This window comes from Mesorhizobium sp. B2-3-7 (assembly GCF_006442695.1).
GTDB lineage: Bacteria > Pseudomonadota > Alphaproteobacteria > Rhizobiales > Rhizobiaceae > Mesorhizobium.
Window position 1 is genome coordinate 67,264 of record NZ_VFVV01000019.1, and the last position, 15,462, is coordinate 82,725.

Below are 15,462 nucleotides of genomic sequence, written 5' to 3' on the forward strand. Positions count from 1 at the left end.
GAAATCTTCCTGCATCTGCTGAAATTCCAAGCAGCCGGCATCAAGCAATGCTTTCGGCCGCCTAAAATTAACCTTTTGTTTTCTATGCTTGTTTAGCGTGGCTTAACAAATGGCCGACTGCCGCTGTCTGGCGGCTGAAAGTAAGCTCCGCGACAATGGGCGACAGGGAAAATCGTGAGGACTGGAGGCGCGAGCGATCCTTGCTGGCGCTTGGCCAAGCCGTGCGCGGTGAGGACGAGGCATCGCTGGTCTCGCTAGGGGATCGGGCAAATCCGTCATGGCGCGAGGATGCCGCCACACGTCATCGCCTGGCGCGTTCGCAGCGCGAGGCGAAGATGAATCCGGCGCCTTCCGCATCCGCCGCAACGCAACGCTTGCAGCCGGGCGACGAGCCGGCTCCGGCGTCCGCCGGCATTTCGCATTCGCACCATGGGGCCGGTATCGGCGGTTCGGACCCGGCGATGCCGTATGAAGAGACGGTTCCTGAGATCGCCTCGAGCGTTGATTCCCCGCGCAGCACATCCGAACCGCTGAGCGCGAGCGAAGCGGGAGCATCTCCTGGCGAGGATGCCGACAGCCAGCAATGGAAGCCCCTGATCGATCCGATGCAGGTGGTTCGCGGCGTCGCCAGGTCCAAAGCGCTGATCATCACCACGACGGTACTGGGCGCGGCGCTCGGCGTTGCGATTGCCCTGTCGACGCCGAAGAAATACGAGTCCACCACCGAACTGATCGTCGACCCGCGCGACCTGAAGCTTACGGATCGCGATCTCACCCAGGCGGTGGTCATGCCCGACGCGGCGCTCGTCAACGTCGAGAACCAGATCAAGTTGCTGACCTCCGGCACCGTGTTGAACAAGGTTGTCCAGGAGCTCGACCTGGTCGACGACCCCGAGTTCAACGGCCAAGGCAATGGCGGCCTGGGCGTCATGTCGCTGATCCGCTCGATCCTGTTGCGCCAGGACGGACCGGGCGGTGTCGACCAATCCCGCCGCCTTTCCCTTGCCATCGTCAACCTGGCCGAGAGCGTTTCGGTCGAGCGCGGCGGCAAGACCTCCGTGATCACCATCGGCGTCACCACGCAGGACGCCCAGAAATCGGCGCTCATCGCGGAAACGATGACGAAGGTTTTCCTGCAGACTTCGGGTGAAATCCAGTCCGACACTGCCGGCCGGGCCAACAACGAACTGACGGCGAAACTCGACGAGATGCGCAAGGGCGTCGAAGCCGCCGAGCGCAAGGTCGAGGATTTCAGGGCCACCCATGATCTTGTCGACGCGCAGGGCCATCTGATCAGCGACGACCAGATGCTCAAGCTCAACGAGCAGCTTTCCGTCGCCCGCGCCCGCACGCTGGAGCTGAACGCCCGCGCGGCCTCGGCACGTCAGGTCAACGTGAATTCGGTGCTCAGCGGCACCTTGCCTGAAGAGATCAACTCCAACTCCATGAGCGATCTGCGCTCGCAATACGCAACGCTCAAACAGGAGGCTGATCGGGCAGCGGTCCGGCTCGGACCGCGCCATCCCGAGCGCCAGGCGCTCGAGGCCCAGCTCACCGGCGCGCGCGAACGCATCGTCGCCGAACTCAGCCGCATCGCGTCGTCGCTGCAGGTTGACCTGAAACGCTCGGTCCAGCTCGAACAGGACCTTGCTTCCCGCCTGGCGCAGATGAAGGTGCGCAGCGGCGACGTCAACAGCGACCTTGTCTCGATGCGCGAACTGGAACGCGAGGCCTCGGCCAAGCGCTCGGTCTATGAGCAATATCTCCTGCGCGCCAAGGAGACCGGCGAGCAGAAGAATATCAACACCGCCAATATGAGCGTCATCTCGCCCGCCTCCATTCCGCTGGAGCCGAACGGGCCGTCGCGCGCCGTGGTGGCGCTTGCCGGCCTGCTGCTGGGCTTTGCCTCCGGCGTCGGTCTCGGCGCCATGCGCGGCGCCTATGAAAGCCTGCGTGAGACCGCCGGGTCACGATCCCGCCGTGACCGCAAGATGGACGAACGCCGGGCGCCGCTCGATGACCAGGCATTCCGGGCGCCGCCTCCGCCGGCGCCGCCGATACCGCAAGCATCGCCGCCGCAATCACCGCCGCCGCCACCAGCATCAGTGCCGCCGCTTGCCGCGCAGCCCGGAGCCGCTGCCACCGAGGGTCCAAGCCGGATCGGCTTGCTGATGTCGAGGCTGCGCAAAGCCGTGTCCCGCAAGCCCGGCACCGAGGCGCAGGACGATGCGTTTCCCGGTGCATCTGCATCGGCCGCTGTCGCCGAAGAGGGCCGGCCGGCGAGCACTCCGGCATTTCCCGACTATCCGGCTCCGGATTCCGCCTTTGGACATCGCCCGCCAGCTCCAGACTATCCGCGGCCATCTTTTCAGCCAGACGCGGACGCCGGCTATACGCGGCCCATGGGACCGCCATTGCGGTCGCCCCTGGTGCCGCAGCAGGCGATGTATCCGGCCTCGTCCCATCCCTATGCGCAGCCCTTGGTCTATCCGCACATGCAGCCTTGGCAGACGCGGTCGGCGGCAGGTCATCCCCAGGCCGCGGCGCCCTATGGCGCGCCCATGCCCTACCCGGCCGCACCCGCTCCGGCTCAGCCGTCGGCCTATCCCGCCGCGCCGCTGGAGCAGCCCGCCGCCGCCGAGAAGGGCGCCGAGCAGGCGTCGATCGAGGAAATTCGCGCCAGCCTGCGCGAATTTCGCGAGGCTGTTCGCGAGCTTACCGAGAGCCGCGCCGGCCGCCGCTATTTCTGAGCCACAAGATAGTCTCCTGTGTCGAACAAAAGCGGGCCGGTTTCGCGTAAACGGCATCGGACGGCGCTTTGACGGGATTGCGTGTTCGAATTTTCGTCAAAATGCCGCGCGGTGTCTTGCCGGAGACGCAGCCCGGCTGGCCGGGCCATGCAGGCTTCGGCACGCGATTGAGAAAAGGATCCAAAGCGCCGCATTTTCAGACGCGGCCGGTTTGGCGGAACGTATCGAGGGGTGATTCATATGGCCGAAGTGATTGACGGCAAAAGCGTTGCCGAAGACGTGGTGCGGACGGTGAAGACCTTGACCGCGGAGCTTGTCGCCAAGGGCAAGATCCAGCCCGGCCTCGCCGTGGTTATCGTCGGCGAGGATCCGGCGAGCCAGGTCTACGTCGCCTCCAAATCCCGCACCGCCAAGGAATGCGGCTTTCATTCGGTCCAGCACACGCTGCCGGCGGACACCTCCCAGGAGGCGCTGCTCAAGATCATCGCCGACCTCAACGCCGATCCCGCCATCAACGGCATCCTGGTGCAGCTTCCGCTTCCCGCCCACATCGACGCCGGCAAGGTCATCCAGGCGATCGCGCCGCAGAAGGATGTCGACGGCTTCCATTTCATCAATGTCGGCAAGCTCGGCACCGGCGAACTCGACACCGCTTTCGTTCCCTGCACGCCCGCCGGCTCGATGCTCCTGATCGAGCGCGTGCGCGGCAAGGATCTGTCGGGCCTCAATGCCGTCGTCGTCGGCCGTTCCAACATCGTCGGCAAGCCGATGGCCAATCTCCTGCTCGCCGCCAATTGCACCGTCACCATCGCGCACAGCCGCACGAAGGATCTGCCGGGGCTGGCCCGCACCGCCGACATTCTCGTCGCCGCCGTTGGCCGGCCGGAGATGATCAGGGGCGATTGGGTGAAGCCCGGCGCAACCGTCATCGACGTCGGCATCAACCGCATCCCGGCCCCGGAGAAGGGGGAGGGCAAATCCCGCCTCGTCGGCGACGTCGCCTATGCCGAAGCGGCCAAGGCTGCCGGCGCCATCACGCCCGTGCCCGGCGGCGTCGGGCCGATGACCATTGCCATGCTGATGGCCAATACGTTAGCCTCCGCCTACCTTGCGGCCGGGTTGAAACGGCCCTCCTTCTGACCACCAGAAAGCAGCAGCTTTGCCGAACCCAATTATTCCCTTGGAACGGCCGGTCATGAATGATCCCGTTCAAGGCGGCCGGCAATTCGCATTCCTGCTGGTCGACAAGTTCTCCATGTTCTCGCTGGCCGCCGCGATCGACACGTTCCGTTCGGCGAACCGGCTGCTCGGCCGCGATTTCTACGGCTGGACGACGGTATCGGCCGATGGCGATCCGGTGATGGCGTCCAACGGCTTGCCGCTCAAGATCGACTATGCGGTTGCCGACCTGCCGCCGGTCGATATCCTCTTCGTCTCGGTCGGGCTGACCACCGAATTTCCCGGCAAGAGCAAGGTGCTGGCGGCGCTGCGCAGTTGGGGCCGGCGCGGCAATGCGCTCGGCGCGCTGTCGGTCGGATCCTATTTGCTGGCCGAGGCCGGCCAGCTCGACGGCTATCGCTGCACCATCCATTGGGAGAACCGCGCCGGCTTCGTCGAGCGCTTTCCCGACATCAACTGCACTGGCAACGTCTTCGAGATCGACCGCAAGCGGTACACCTGCGCCGGCGGCACCACCTCGATCGACCTGATGCTGGAGATCGTGCGCGGCGACTTCGGCTCGAACCTCGCCAATGGCGTCGCCAACCAGTTCCAGCACGAGCGCATCCGCTCGGCCGGCGACCGCCAGCGCGTCGGGCCGGAGCGCGATCTCACCGGCAAGTCGGAGAAGCTCAGGCGCATCGTCGAGCTGATGGCCGACCATCTCGACGAGCCGCTCTCGGCGGTGCAGCTCGCCAAATCGGCCGGCCTTTCGGTGCGTCAGGTGGAGCGTTTGTTCCTGCGCCACCTCAACGTCACGCCCGGCCGCTACTACATGCGGCTGCGGTTGGAGCGGGCGCGCGAATTGTTGCGCCAGACCAACATGCCGATCCTCGATGTGGCGATCGCCACCGGCTTCACCTCGCATTCCTATTTTGCCCAGAGCTACCGGCTGCAGTTTGGCCGTCCGCCTTCCGAAGAGCGCCGCACCACCTACTAAGCCTCGGACAAGCCGCGTCCGGGCTTGTGTCCCAGGGTGGGCTCAAATAGCTTCAGCCGGCGGACGGGCGGCTACTCAGGAGATTTTGATGGCGGGACTTGCACGGAGCGTCGCTGCGGCGTTTCTCCTTTTGTCGATGACGACATTCGGCTTTGCCGCGAACAAGGTCATCATCATCCTCGACGCTTCAGGGTCGATGTGGGCGCAGATCGACGGCAGGCCCAAGCTCGAAATCGCCCGTGAGTCGCTGAGAAGCGTGCTGCAATCGGTTCCCGCCGACGATGAACTCGGTTTCATGGCCTATGGCCATCGCAAGAAAGGCAGTTGCGAGGATATCCAGCTGATCGTACCGCCGCAGGCCGGCTCGGCGAGCGCGATTTCGGCCGCGGCCGACAGCATGAAATTCCTCGGCAAGACGCCGCTGACATCAGCCGTCAAGCAGGCGGCCGAAGCGCTGAAATACACCGAGGACAAGGCGACCGTCGTTCTCATCACCGACGGGCTCGAGACCTGTGGCGGCGATCCTTGCGCGCTTGGCAAGGAACTCGAATCGTCCGGCGTCGATTTCACAGCCGACGTTGTCGGCTTTGGCCTTACGGCCGACGAAGGCAAGCAGATCGCTTGCCTCGCCGACAACACCGGCGGCAAGTACATCCAGGCGTCCGACGAGAAGGCGCTGCGGCAAGCTTTGGTCGAAACCGTCGCCGCACCGGCGCCGTCACCGCCCCCCGCGCCGGCGCCGGCAACCGAACCGGCGCCAGCGCCAGCGCCTGCGCCGGAGCCTGCAAGGCCTGCTTTCAATTTCCAGCCGACCGTGGTGATGGCCGAAGGCGGCGAGCCGATCACCGACGGCAATGCCTGGGAGATTTACAAAGCCAACCCCGACGGCTCGCGCGGCGAGTCCGTCACCACCGAATATGGCAGCTATAGCGGCAAACTCGATCCCGGCGACTATATCGTCGTCGCGCGCGACGACGAAGCCAAGGTCGAGCAGAAGGTCAAGATCGAGGCCGGCCAGGTCCAAAAACCGCTCTTTATCCTGAACGCCGGCACATTGATCATTCACCCGCATGCCAGCCAGGGTGCCGAGATCAGCAGCGAAGCCCGCGTCGATTTCGCCTATCCCGGTGGCAGCACCACCCATTACGGCGACACCCAGGCCATCGTGCCGGCGGGCGAACAGAAGGTGACGGTGCAGATCGGTGCCGGCACGGTGACGGAAACAATCCAGCTCGCCGCCGGGCAGACCGTAGAAAAGGACGTCGTGGTCGGCGTCGGCCAGGCCATGCTCAATGCCTACTATACGTCTGGCGGCGAGAAGGCCGACAATTCGGCCATCGGCTTTGAGATCGTCAAGGCGAAGAAGAAGATCGACGGCAGCCGCGACAGCGTCGAGCACTCCTATGGGGCCGACAGCAAGTTCTGGCTGCCGCCCGACGACTATGTGGCGGTGACAACGCTCGATCTCGCCGTCGTCGAGCAGCCTTTCAGCATCAAGCCCGGCGACAGCCAGGACGTGAAGGTCGTGCTCGATGCGGGCGTGCTCGCAATATCGGCGCCCGGCGCTTATTCGATTGAGGTGTTTTCGTCGAAAAAGGACATCGATGGCAAGCGCAAATCGCTCGGCTTCAACTACGGCGACAACTGGCAGCAGACGATCCCCGCCGGCGATTATGTCGTCGTCCGGCATATGTCGGATGAGGGTCATGACAAGGAGATGCCGGTGACAGTCAAGGCTGGCGAACGGGCCGAGATCACGGTTCAGTAGGGTTTGGTTGTCAGCAACAGAAGGGGCGGCCCACGAGCCGGCCTACCAGGCCGGTCTCGATTGGCGAACCGTCAAGTCAATCAACGACACCTACGACATTCCGGCCGTGCTGAAAGCTCGACCATGGCCGAGATGCGATGAATGTGCTGCCCGAAATCGCCGGCGCTTTAGCCGGCCGAGCGAAGGTTTACCCAGCGGCTCCAGTTACCATACCGAGCGGTTTAAGCGCCTTTCCTCTGTGGGTTTGTCGCGCTCCTAAAACCCTCGACATTTCACGAGTGAAAAGGGATTTGCGATCTATACGGAAATCCCGTATGATTGTAGCCCATGACGCAGGACAGGTTCGACTCTGCCAAGGATGCGGCGAATCGCGAAAAGCACAAATTACCGCTGGCCTTTGGCGATCGGATTTTTGAGGACGACAACCATCTCATTATCCCCTCCATCCGAGAGATCGACGGCGAGGAACGGTTCAAGGTGGTCGGCATCGTCGGGGAGAAGCTGCGGCGTCTTCGTCTGGCGGGGTGAACAGCCCCGCTTCATCTCAGTGAGAAGGAGCAACAAGGGTGAAGAACGAGCATATCTCGCTACCTGCTGACCCGGCTGACGCCGATGACTTCGACGTGACGGCTGGGGCGATGGACCGGGGCCAGCGCGCCCGCCTGATCCGCAAGACGAGGACCGGGCTTGGCCTGTCGCAGTCCGAGTTCGCCAGCCGCTTCCGGGTTCCGGTCGGCACGCTACGCGATTGGGAGCAGGCGCGGGCAACCGCGCCGGATTTCGCTATCGCCTATGTGCGCGTGATCGGTCAGCATCCGGACATGGTGGCGAAGGCCGTCGCATAGCTGGCGTCACCGAGGAGTTTCGGCTTGCATGTCGTAGTTTCGGCAGCTTCGCGAATTTGCCCATATGGCGAGCTGACGAAAAATTGAGATTTTGTGGTGATTCGGAGGAATCATGAACAGCTAGCGTACGCCGCCAGCGGAGAGCAGTTGCATTCGAGAAGCACAGTGGGGCGAGTTATTTACGGAAAGCCTTGTGCTTTGCCCTTTCGGCCACGTCCGATCTCAGAAATCCTAATCTTCGCAACAAAATAACCGGCTTTGACGACGATCCCCGCGACAAGCAAGTAATCCACATTTCAGCTACGGCGGCCAGGAGCCGTCCCTTTTCATTGCAGTGCGAATTCCGCTGCGTCGGTTCCAAACGCGCTGGCCCCATGGTCGGCTCGACCCACCAGCTGACGGAACCCGGCGAAGAGCTCACGGCCGAAGCCGAACTCATTGCCGATGAGATCGGCTTCCGCCGTCCGACGCAGCGCGAATTCCGCTGCCGGTACCAGCACTTCAAGCGTGCCGGCATCCGCATCCAGCCGGATGATGTCGCCGTCGTGGATCCTGGCGATCGGGCCGTCCTCGACCGCTTCCGGCGTGACATGGATCGCCGCCGGCACCTTGCCGGAGGCGCCGGACATGCGCCCGTCCGTGACCAGTGCGACGCGCTGGCCGCGATCCTGCAGGATGCCGAGCACGGTGGTCAGCTTGTGCAGTTCCGGCATGCCGTTGGCCTTCGGCCCCTGGAAGCGGATGACGGCGATGAAGTCGCCGGTGAGCGTGCCGGCCTTGAAGGCTTCGTTCAGCCCTTGCTGGCTGTCGAACACTTTGGCCGGCGCTTCGATGAGGCGCCGTTCCGGCTTCACCGCGGACGTCTTGATGACGGCATGGCCGAGATTGCCGGCCAGCACTTTGAGGCCGCCCGTCGGCTGAAAGGCTTTCTTGAACGGCGCCAGGACCTTCGCGTCGCCACTCGCGCGCGGGGCGGCTTCGCGCACGACGCTGCCGTCGGCACCGAGCTTTGCCTCGACTGCGTAGGGCCGCAGGCCTTCGCCCCATACCGTCTGCACATCTTCATGCAGCACGCCTTCGTCGAGCAGCTCGCGAATGAGGAAGCCGAGCCCGCCGGCGGCATGGAAATGGTTCACATCCGCAAGCCCGTTGGGATAGACGCGCGCCAGGAGCGGCACCGCTTCCGAGAGGTCGGAAATATCCTGCCAGGTCAGCGCGATCCCAGCGGCTGCGGCCATGGCGATCAGATGAATGGTATGGTTGGTCGAGCCGCCGGTCGCGTGCAGGCCAACCACGCCGTTGACGATGGAACGCTCGTCGATCATCCGCCCGACCGGCGTATAGGCGTTGCCAAGCGCGGTGATCGCCAGCGCCCGCTTGGTCGCCTCGCGGGTCAAGGCGTCTCGCAGCGGCGTGCCCGCATTGACGAAGGAAGCGCCTGGCGTGTGCAGGCCCATGATCTCCATCAACATCTGGTTGGAGTTGGCCGTGCCATAGAAGGTGCATGTCCCCGGTCCATGGTAGGATTTGGACTCGGCCTCCAGCAGTTCGGCGCGGCCTGCCTTGCCCTCGGCATAGAGCTGGCGAACCCTGGCCTTTTCATCGTTGGGCAGGCCTGTCGTCATCGGCCCGGCCGGAATGAACACCGCCGGCAGATGGCCGAAGGTCAGTGCCGCGATCACCAGCCCGGGCACGATCTTGTCGCAGACGCCCAGATAAACGGCGGCGTCGAACATATTGTGCGACAGGCCGATCGCGGCCGCCATGGCGATGACATCGCGCGAGAACAGCGAAAGCTCCATGCCCGGCTGCCCCTGGGTGACACCGTCGCACATCGCCGGCACGCCGCCGGCAACCTGGGCGATGCCGCCGGCCTCCCGCGCCGCTTCCTTGATCAGCGCCGGGAATGTCTCGAAGGGCTGATGCGCCGACAGCATGTCGTTGTAGGAGGTGATGATACCGAGGTTCGGCACCTTGTCGGCACCCAGCGCCACTTTCTCCGAGGGGCTGCACACGGCAAAGCCATGGGCAAGATTGCCGCAGGACAGCACCGCCCGGTTGGCGGTCTGGTTCGATGCGCTGGCGATGCGGCCGAGATAGCGCTCGCGGCCCGGCTTGGAGCGTTGGCGGATGCGCTCCGTGATGACTTCGATATCGCGTCTTGCGGTCATGGCGTTCGGTCCTTTCAAGCGAGGTCCCGGAAACATCCTCCCGCCGTTTGCCGGGACCAGATAAGTCTAGAGTTAGGGTGCCCAGAAAACCTCTACAGGCCTGGGGGCGGTGTCGAGCACGGCGCGGATCGGCTTTCGCGGACCGGGTGCCACCGCGCCGTCGAAGGCGGTGCGTTTGTCCTCGCCCTCTATGTGCAGCGCCAGGAAGCCGGCATCGATGATGCGCGCCAGCGACAGGGTCAGCCGCGGCTCGCCGGCGCTTGCCGCATGAACCGGCAGCACGATCCTGTGCGAGGACGGGTCGAGCAATTTCGCCAGATCGTCGGCGTCGGGAAAGAATGAGGCGGTATGGCCGTCAGGTCCCATGCCGAGCACGGCGACGTCGAGCGGCCAGGGCAGGGACTGGAGCGCCGCATTGTCCGATGCCGCGGCATCCTCGATGCTGACGGCTTCGTGATAGAGCGGCACGAACCGTGCCGCCGCAGCCGCGTTCTGCAACAGATTGGCGGCCACCAGTCCGGCATTGGAACGCGGCGAGGAGGCCGGCACGAAGCGCTCGTCGATCAGCGTCACCGTTACCTTGTCCCAGGCGATCGGTATTCCCGACAGGGCAGCAAAGAATTTTGCCGGCGTCGTGCCGCCGGAAACGGCCAGTAACGCCGTGCCGCGCGCCGCGATTGCCTTTGCCAGCCGGTCGGCGACGCGGCCGGCCAGCCCAGCCGCCAGTTCCGCGCGGTCGGAAAAGCCATTCCAGTTGTAGCTGGCGCTGTTCAATTGCTCTCGTGCCATGTCCGCCCGTCACGTTCGATCAGCGCTATCGAGGCCGAAGGTCCCCAGGTGCCCGCCGTATAGCCCTGCGCCTCCTGCCTGGCGCTTTCCCAGGCGTTCTGGATCGGGTCGATCCACCTCCACGCGGCCTCGACCTCGTCGCGGCGCATGAACAGCGTCTGGTTGCCGCGCACAACATCCATGATCAGCCGTTCATAAGCGTCGGGCGCGCGGCCGTCGAAGGACTGCGCGAAGCTCATGTCGAGCGAAATCTGCCGCAGCCGCATGCCGCCCGGACCCGGGTCCTTGATCATGATGAATTGCTTGACGCCTTCGTCGGGCTGCAGCCGGATGACCAGCTGGTTGGCGAAGATCGGCCCGGCGCTGTCGCCGCCGAAGATCGAATGCGGGATCGGCTTGAACTCGATGACGATCTCCGAGACCCGGGTTGCCAGCCGCTTGCCGGTCCTGAGGTAGAACGGAACGCCTGCCCAGCGCCAGTTGCCGATCTCGGCCTTGATCGCGACGAAGGTTTCGGTGTTGCTGTCCTTGCCGAGCTCCTCGACATAGCCTTTCACCGGCCCGCCTGCGGAAGCGCCGGCGCGGTATTGTCCACGCACCGTGTGCTTCGGCGCCTCGTTGCCGTTGATGCGCTTGAGCGCGCGCAGCACCTTCAGCTTCTCGTCACGCACGGCGTCGGCGTCCATCGACGATGGCGCTTCCATGGCCACCAGGCAGAGCAGTTGCAGCATATGGTTCTGCACCATGTCGCGCAGCGCGCCGGCCTTGTCGTAATAGGTGACACGGTCTTCCAGGCCGACCGTCTCGGCGACGGTGATCTGCACGTGGTCGATATGGGCGGAATTCCACAGCGGCTCGTAGAGCGCATTGGCAAAACGCAGCGCCATCAGGTTCTGCACCGTTTCCTTGCCGAGATAGTGGTCGATGCGGAAGATCTGGCTTTCGTGGAAATCGTCGCCGACCAGATCGTTGAGCGTTTGCGCAGAGGCGAGGTCGCGGCCGATCGGCTTCTCCAGCACGATGCGCGAATTCGGCGTGATCAGGTCGTGTTCTTTCAGCTTGTGCGAGATGTCGCCGAACAGCGCCGGCGCCACCGCCAGATAGAAGGCGCGGATGCAGTCGCTGTCACCGATCGCCTTTTTCAGTCTGTCGAACCCCGCGCCGCTCGTGGCATCGGCCGGGACATAGGAAAGCCGCGCCAGGAAGGTCTTGAGCTCCTTGGGATCGATATCGGCCGCCTTGACGTGGTCGGAAATAGCCTGCTTGGCGAAAGCCCGAAATTCGTCATCACTCATCTTCGAACGCGACGTGCCGATGATGCGGGTTGGCTCGGAAAATTGATGGTCGCGCTGGCGATAGTAGAGCGACGGCAGAAGTTTGCGTTCCGACAGGTCGCCGGTGCCACCGAAAATGATGAAGTCGAAAGGGTCGACGGGGATGATCTGGCTGGTCATGGTCTATCCGCTTTGACGCCGGTCGCGAGTACGCGGCTGATATATTCTAATCGATTTAAATTTTCCAGTGCCATGGTGTCACATCGACGACCGATCGCTACATATTTGCGTCGGTCCAGATGTGCGCTTGACACTGGCACCAAGCGAAGGCTTGTCGGCAAACGACAACTCCGCCAAGCCTTCGCAGTTGCAGCATAGGACGTGAATGTGACGAAAGCTAAGGGAGAATCAGCGCTTTGCCTGTCGTGGCACAGGCCATGACGCCGGCAGCCCACGGTAAAAGCCACGCGATGAACCCAGGGAGCGGAAAAACATGCGTCTGAAGGACAAGGTCGCCATCGTCACCGGGGCCGCTTCGGGTTTCGGCGAGGGCATTGCCCGTCGCTTCGCCGAGGAGGGCGCCAGGATCGTCGTGGCCGACCTCAATGCCAAGGGCGCCGAACGCGTAGCCGGCGAGATCGGCGAGGCGGCGATCTGGACCCAGACCGACGTTTCGCAGCGCTCCGAATTCGACGAGATGGTCCATGCCGCCAAAAGCGCCTTCGGACGTATCGACATCATGGTCAACAATGCCGGGTTCACCCATCGCAATGGCGACATGCTCGAAGTCGACGAGGCGACGTTCGACCTGATCACATCGGTCAACATGAAGGCCATCTATCATGCTGCCCTTGCCGTCGTGCCGATCATGGAGCGGCAAGGCGGCGGCGTCATCCTGACCACGGCCTCCACCGCTGGCCTGCGCCCTCGGCCCGGCCTCACCTGGTACAACGCCTCCAAGGGCTGGGCGATCACCGCCACCAAGTCGATGGCGGTGGAACTCGCGCCGAAGAACATCCGCGTCAACTGCCTGTGTCCGGTGGCCGGTGAGACCGGCATGCTGGAAAAATTCATGGGCGCCGATACACCCGAAATCCGCGAGAAATTCCGCGCCTCGATCCCGCTCGGCCGGCTTTCGACCCCGCTCGACATCGCCAATGCGGCACTGTGGCTGGCATCCGACGAGGCCGCCTTCATTACTGGGGTTGCACTGGAGGTCGACGGCGGGCGCTGCATCTGACGCACACCGTCATCGCTGCGCCAAAGATCGGCTCGGCCGTGCCTGCCTTGATCGGGGCGCTGGTGCGTCAGGCGCCGGTCTTGATGTAAGTTTTGTAGACCCAGCCTGTCTTGCCGTTGTAGACGATCTGGCACCAACGCTTGCAGCTCATCACTTGCACCGAGGTCTTGGCGGGCACCGTGACGATGGCGGCCGCATTCTTCTTCGGGCCGCTACGCATAGTCACGGCCCTGAGGATGCGCCCGGTGCCAGCCGCGGCCGCTTTGCGCGGTTCGGCCTTGCTGTCGTCATCCTGCGCGGCAGATTGCTGCGACGCTACTTGTGGTTGCGCGGCCGGAATGGCGGCGGTCTGCGCGCCATCGGGACTGCTGCCCGCCGCCGGGGCCGGTGCGGCGACCTTGGCGAGCTCGGTGGCGGCGTCGGTGTCGGCAGCGGGTTGCGCGAATGCCGCCGCCGCCGGCTTGTCAGGCGTCTGCCCGGCCTTGCTCGCCGACTGGCCGGAAGCAGCCGGTGCGGTCTTCGATTGGGACGCGGTCCAGCGCGGGTCGTTCGCCGCGAGCGCCGGAATGGCGGCTTCCGAGACAGCCACGGTCGGCGAGACCTGGTCGGACTTTCGCGCCGCTTGCGGCACCGCCGCCGCGGCCGCCGTGATCCCCGCTGGCGCGATCTTCGTCGTCTTCACCGGAACGGCCGGAATGGCTTGCTCTGGATTGGCAACCGCTTGCCGCTCGTTCGCCGGCAACGCCAGCCACAGTGCCACCGCGGCCACGCCGAGCAGCGCGGCCGTGCCGACCGCGGCAATCACCAGATGCGAGTTCGAACGGACTTCCTGCCAGAATGACGGGCGCATGTCGTAGCCGAACTGCATGGCAAAGCGCCGACGTTCCGGAGCACCGAAACTGAAGGGCTCTCTCACTCTTGCCACCTCCATAAGGGGCCGATGTTCTTCGATCAAACACCGCAATGCGTGCGTCGGTCGCACCGGTCCCAAATCAAACAGCGGGCGGGCCCGCAGAAAATCCCCGTCTATATTCGCCTAGAGATTGCACTTTTTGCCCGCGATTGTGGCATCAGTGCGCCATTGCTGAAGATTCTGCAACGCTTGGATGTCGCGGCCCCCACGATATTACTCAACAATTGTTAAATCCTGTCGCGCAACGCGAACCAGTTGAGCGCCAGGAAAAGCAGCGGCGCGCGCAAGCGCCGGCCACCGGGGAACGGCGGAATCTTCAAATCCTCGATCAGCTTTAGCCGGTCGCGGTTGCCGGCTACCGTTTCGGCATAGAGCTTGCCGAAGAAGTTCGACAGCATGACGCCGTGGCCGGAATAGCCGCCGGCCGAGATCACATTCGGCATGACTTCGCGCACGAACGGCTTTCTCGGCACCGTGATGCCGACATAGCCGCCCCAGCCATGCGTGATTTCGACGTCCCTCAGTGCGGGATAGAGTTCCGCGATCTGGCGGCGGATATGGACATGGATGTCCTTGGGGTCGTTGACGCCGTAGACCTCGCGTCCGCCGAACAGCAGCCGGCCATCCCTCGACTTGCGGAAGTAGCGCACGACGAAGCGGGAATCATCGACGGCCTCGCCGCCCGGCAGCACGTTCGAATCCGCTCCAAGCGGCACGGTCGCGCCGATGAACGAGCCGATCGGCATGATGTGCGCGGCACTCACCGGTTCGAGCGTGCCGCCATAGGCATTGACCGCGATCAGGCATTTCTGCGCTGTGATCGTCCCCCTGGCTGTCGAAACCTTCACCGTGCCGCCGCTCGAAACAATGCCGGTCGACGGCGTCGCTTCGAACAATCGTGCGCCGGCCTGTGCCGCCGCCCGCGCCGTGCCGATCACCAGTTTCATCGGATGGATATGGCCGGTGCCGGTGTCGCGCGTCCCGCCGAAATAGGCTGTCGAGCCCAGCCGCTGCGCAGTTTCCGTCGCGTCCATGAACGAAATGTGCGGATAGGAGAAGCGGCTGGCCATGATCTCGGCATGCGCCTTGTAGTCGTCGACATAGCGCGGCTTGTGCGCAACCGAGAGCTGGCCCGGCATGTAGTCGATATCGATCTGGTTGGCGGCGGCGAATTCGAGCAGATGCGCCTTCGCCTCCTCGGCGAGGTCAAACAGTGCCTTGGCGCGGGAAAACCCGTACTCGGCCTCCAATTCCTCGGCCCAGGCGCGCTGCCCGGTGCCGAGCTGGCCGCCATTGCGCCCGGAAGCGCCGTCTCCGAAGCGATACGCCTCGATCAAAACCACATTGGTGCCCGCCTTGGCCAGATGCACCGCCGCCGACAAGCCGGTGAAACCGCCCCCAACGATAACGACGTCGCAGCTCCGGTCACCGTCCAGCGCCGGATACTCGGGTCGCGGGCCGGCCGTGTCCTCGTACCAGGAACGGCCGGGGGAGATCGGGGATTGGTAGGGCATGATGCTCACGGAGTAGGGGAGTAGGGGAGTAGGGGAGTAG

Annotated in this window: 12 protein-coding genes and 1 pseudogene; 8 read left to right on the forward strand and 5 right to left on the reverse strand. The window is 64.2% G+C overall.

Annotation, left to right across the window (positions count from 1 at the left end; genetic code table 11):
• Positions 1 to 155: 155 nt before the first annotated feature.
• The 7 genes and pseudogenes from FJ940_RS27150 to FJ940_RS27180 all read left to right on the forward strand — a co-directional run bounded on the left by FJ940_RS27150 (position 156) and on the right by FJ940_RS27180 (position 7,521).
• Positions 156 to 2,750: a GumC family protein gene (locus FJ940_RS27150; protein ID WP_140633702.1), complete on the forward strand. Its 2,595-nt coding sequence runs from the start codon at positions 156 to 158 to the stop codon at positions 2,748 to 2,750.
• Positions 2,751 to 2,990: 240 nt separating this feature from the next.
• Complete coding sequence (folD, locus tag FJ940_RS27155) at positions 2,991 to 3,890, forward strand: bifunctional methylenetetrahydrofolate dehydrogenase/methenyltetrahydrofolate cyclohydrolase FolD (RefSeq protein WP_140501082.1); 900 nt, start codon at positions 2,991 to 2,993, stop codon at positions 3,888 to 3,890.
• A gap of 55 nt (positions 3,891 to 3,945) precedes the next feature.
• Entirely contained in the window at positions 3,946 to 4,908 is a 963-nt protein-coding gene (locus FJ940_RS27160; RefSeq protein ID WP_140501084.1) for a GlxA family transcriptional regulator, read from the forward strand.
• A gap of 88 nt (positions 4,909 to 4,996) precedes the next feature.
• Positions 4,997 to 6,676, forward strand: a complete 1,680-nt coding sequence (locus tag FJ940_RS27165) for a VWA domain-containing protein (RefSeq protein ID WP_140568173.1) — start codon at positions 4,997 to 4,999, stop codon at positions 6,674 to 6,676.
• Between the two features lie 40 nt (positions 6,677 to 6,716).
• Positions 6,717 to 7,092 (forward strand): annotated as a pseudogene (locus FJ940_RS28940) (hypothetical protein); the annotation flags it as partial.
• Positions 7,004 to 7,204 (forward strand): BrnT family toxin, encoded by a 201-nt coding sequence (locus FJ940_RS27175; protein WP_246671069.1) that lies wholly within the window; start codon positions 7,004 to 7,006, stop codon positions 7,202 to 7,204. The pseudogene FJ940_RS28940 and the gene FJ940_RS27175, both read left to right, overlap by 89 nt.
• A 38-nt stretch (positions 7,205 to 7,242) precedes the next feature.
• On the forward strand, positions 7,243 to 7,521 hold the full coding sequence (locus FJ940_RS27180; RefSeq protein WP_140501090.1) for a helix-turn-helix domain-containing protein: 279 nt from the start codon (positions 7,243 to 7,245) through the stop codon (positions 7,519 to 7,521).
• Positions 7,522 to 7,847: 326 nt separating this feature from the next.
• Here the strand turns inward: FJ940_RS27180 and edd are convergent, their stop codons facing one another.
• The 3 genes from edd to zwf form a co-directional block, all read right to left on the reverse strand.
• Entirely contained in the window at positions 7,848 to 9,692 is a 1,845-nt protein-coding gene (edd, locus tag FJ940_RS27185) for a phosphogluconate dehydratase (protein WP_140658444.1), read from the reverse strand.
• A 72-nt stretch (positions 9,693 to 9,764) separates the two neighbouring features.
• Positions 9,765 to 10,481 (reverse strand): 6-phosphogluconolactonase, encoded by a 717-nt coding sequence (pgl, locus tag FJ940_RS27190; protein WP_140658445.1) that lies wholly within the window; start codon positions 10,479 to 10,481, stop codon positions 9,765 to 9,767.
• Positions 10,463 to 11,935, reverse strand: coding sequence for a glucose-6-phosphate dehydrogenase (zwf, locus tag FJ940_RS27195; protein ID WP_140501096.1), 1,473 nt, complete (start codon positions 11,933 to 11,935; stop codon positions 10,463 to 10,465). The genes pgl and zwf overlap by 19 nt, the downstream gene beginning before the upstream one ends.
• Positions 11,936 to 12,248: 313 nt before the next feature.
• Here zwf and FJ940_RS27200 point away from each other — a divergent pair, with 313 nt between their 5' ends.
• Positions 12,249 to 12,995, forward strand: coding sequence for an SDR family oxidoreductase (locus FJ940_RS27200; protein WP_140501098.1), 747 nt, complete (start codon positions 12,249 to 12,251; stop codon positions 12,993 to 12,995).
• Positions 12,996 to 13,062: 67 nt separating this feature from the next.
• On the opposite strand, the gene FJ940_RS27205 is transcribed toward FJ940_RS27200, so the two are convergent.
• A complete protein-coding gene (locus FJ940_RS27205; protein ID WP_246671070.1) occupies positions 13,063 to 13,911 on the reverse strand; it encodes an SH3 domain-containing protein in 849 nt (282 codons plus the stop codon).
• Positions 13,912 to 14,135: 224 nt separating this feature from the next.
• Complete coding sequence (locus FJ940_RS27210; protein ID WP_140650834.1) at positions 14,136 to 15,422, reverse strand: FAD-binding oxidoreductase; 1,287 nt, start codon at positions 15,420 to 15,422, stop codon at positions 14,136 to 14,138.
• Positions 15,423 to 15,462: the final 40 nt, after the last annotated feature.

What these genes read in the sequence shown, in the direction of transcription:
- FJ940_RS27150 (WP_140633702.1), top strand. Translation starts at nt 156, where the DNA reads ATGGGCGACAGGGAAAATCGTGAGGACTGGAGGCGCGAGCGATCCTTG.
- FJ940_RS27175 (WP_246671069.1), top strand. Translation starts at nt 7,004, where the DNA reads ATGACGCAGGACAGGTTCGACTCTGCCAAGGATGCGGCGAATCGCGAA.
- pgl (WP_140658445.1), bottom strand. Translation starts at nt 10,481, where the DNA reads ATGGCACGAGAGCAATTGAACAGCGCCAGCTACAACTGGAATGGCTTT.
- folD (WP_140501082.1), top strand. Translation starts at nt 2,991, where the DNA reads ATGGCCGAAGTGATTGACGGCAAAAGCGTTGCCGAAGACGTGGTGCGG.
- FJ940_RS27210 (WP_140650834.1), bottom strand. Translation starts at nt 15,422, where the DNA reads ATGCCCTACCAATCCCCGATCTCCCCCGGCCGTTCCTGGTACGAGGAC.
- FJ940_RS27160 (WP_140501084.1), top strand. Translation starts at nt 3,946, where the DNA reads ATGAATGATCCCGTTCAAGGCGGCCGGCAATTCGCATTCCTGCTGGTC.
- FJ940_RS27200 (WP_140501098.1), top strand. Translation starts at nt 12,249, where the DNA reads ATGCGTCTGAAGGACAAGGTCGCCATCGTCACCGGGGCCGCTTCGGGT.
- zwf (WP_140501096.1), bottom strand. Translation starts at nt 11,935, where the DNA reads ATGACCAGCCAGATCATCCCCGTCGACCCTTTCGACTTCATCATTTTC.
- edd (WP_140658444.1), bottom strand. Translation starts at nt 9,692, where the DNA reads ATGACCGCAAGACGCGATATCGAAGTCATCACGGAGCGCATCCGCCAA.
- FJ940_RS27165 (WP_140568173.1), top strand. Translation starts at nt 4,997, where the DNA reads ATGGCGGGACTTGCACGGAGCGTCGCTGCGGCGTTTCTCCTTTTGTCG.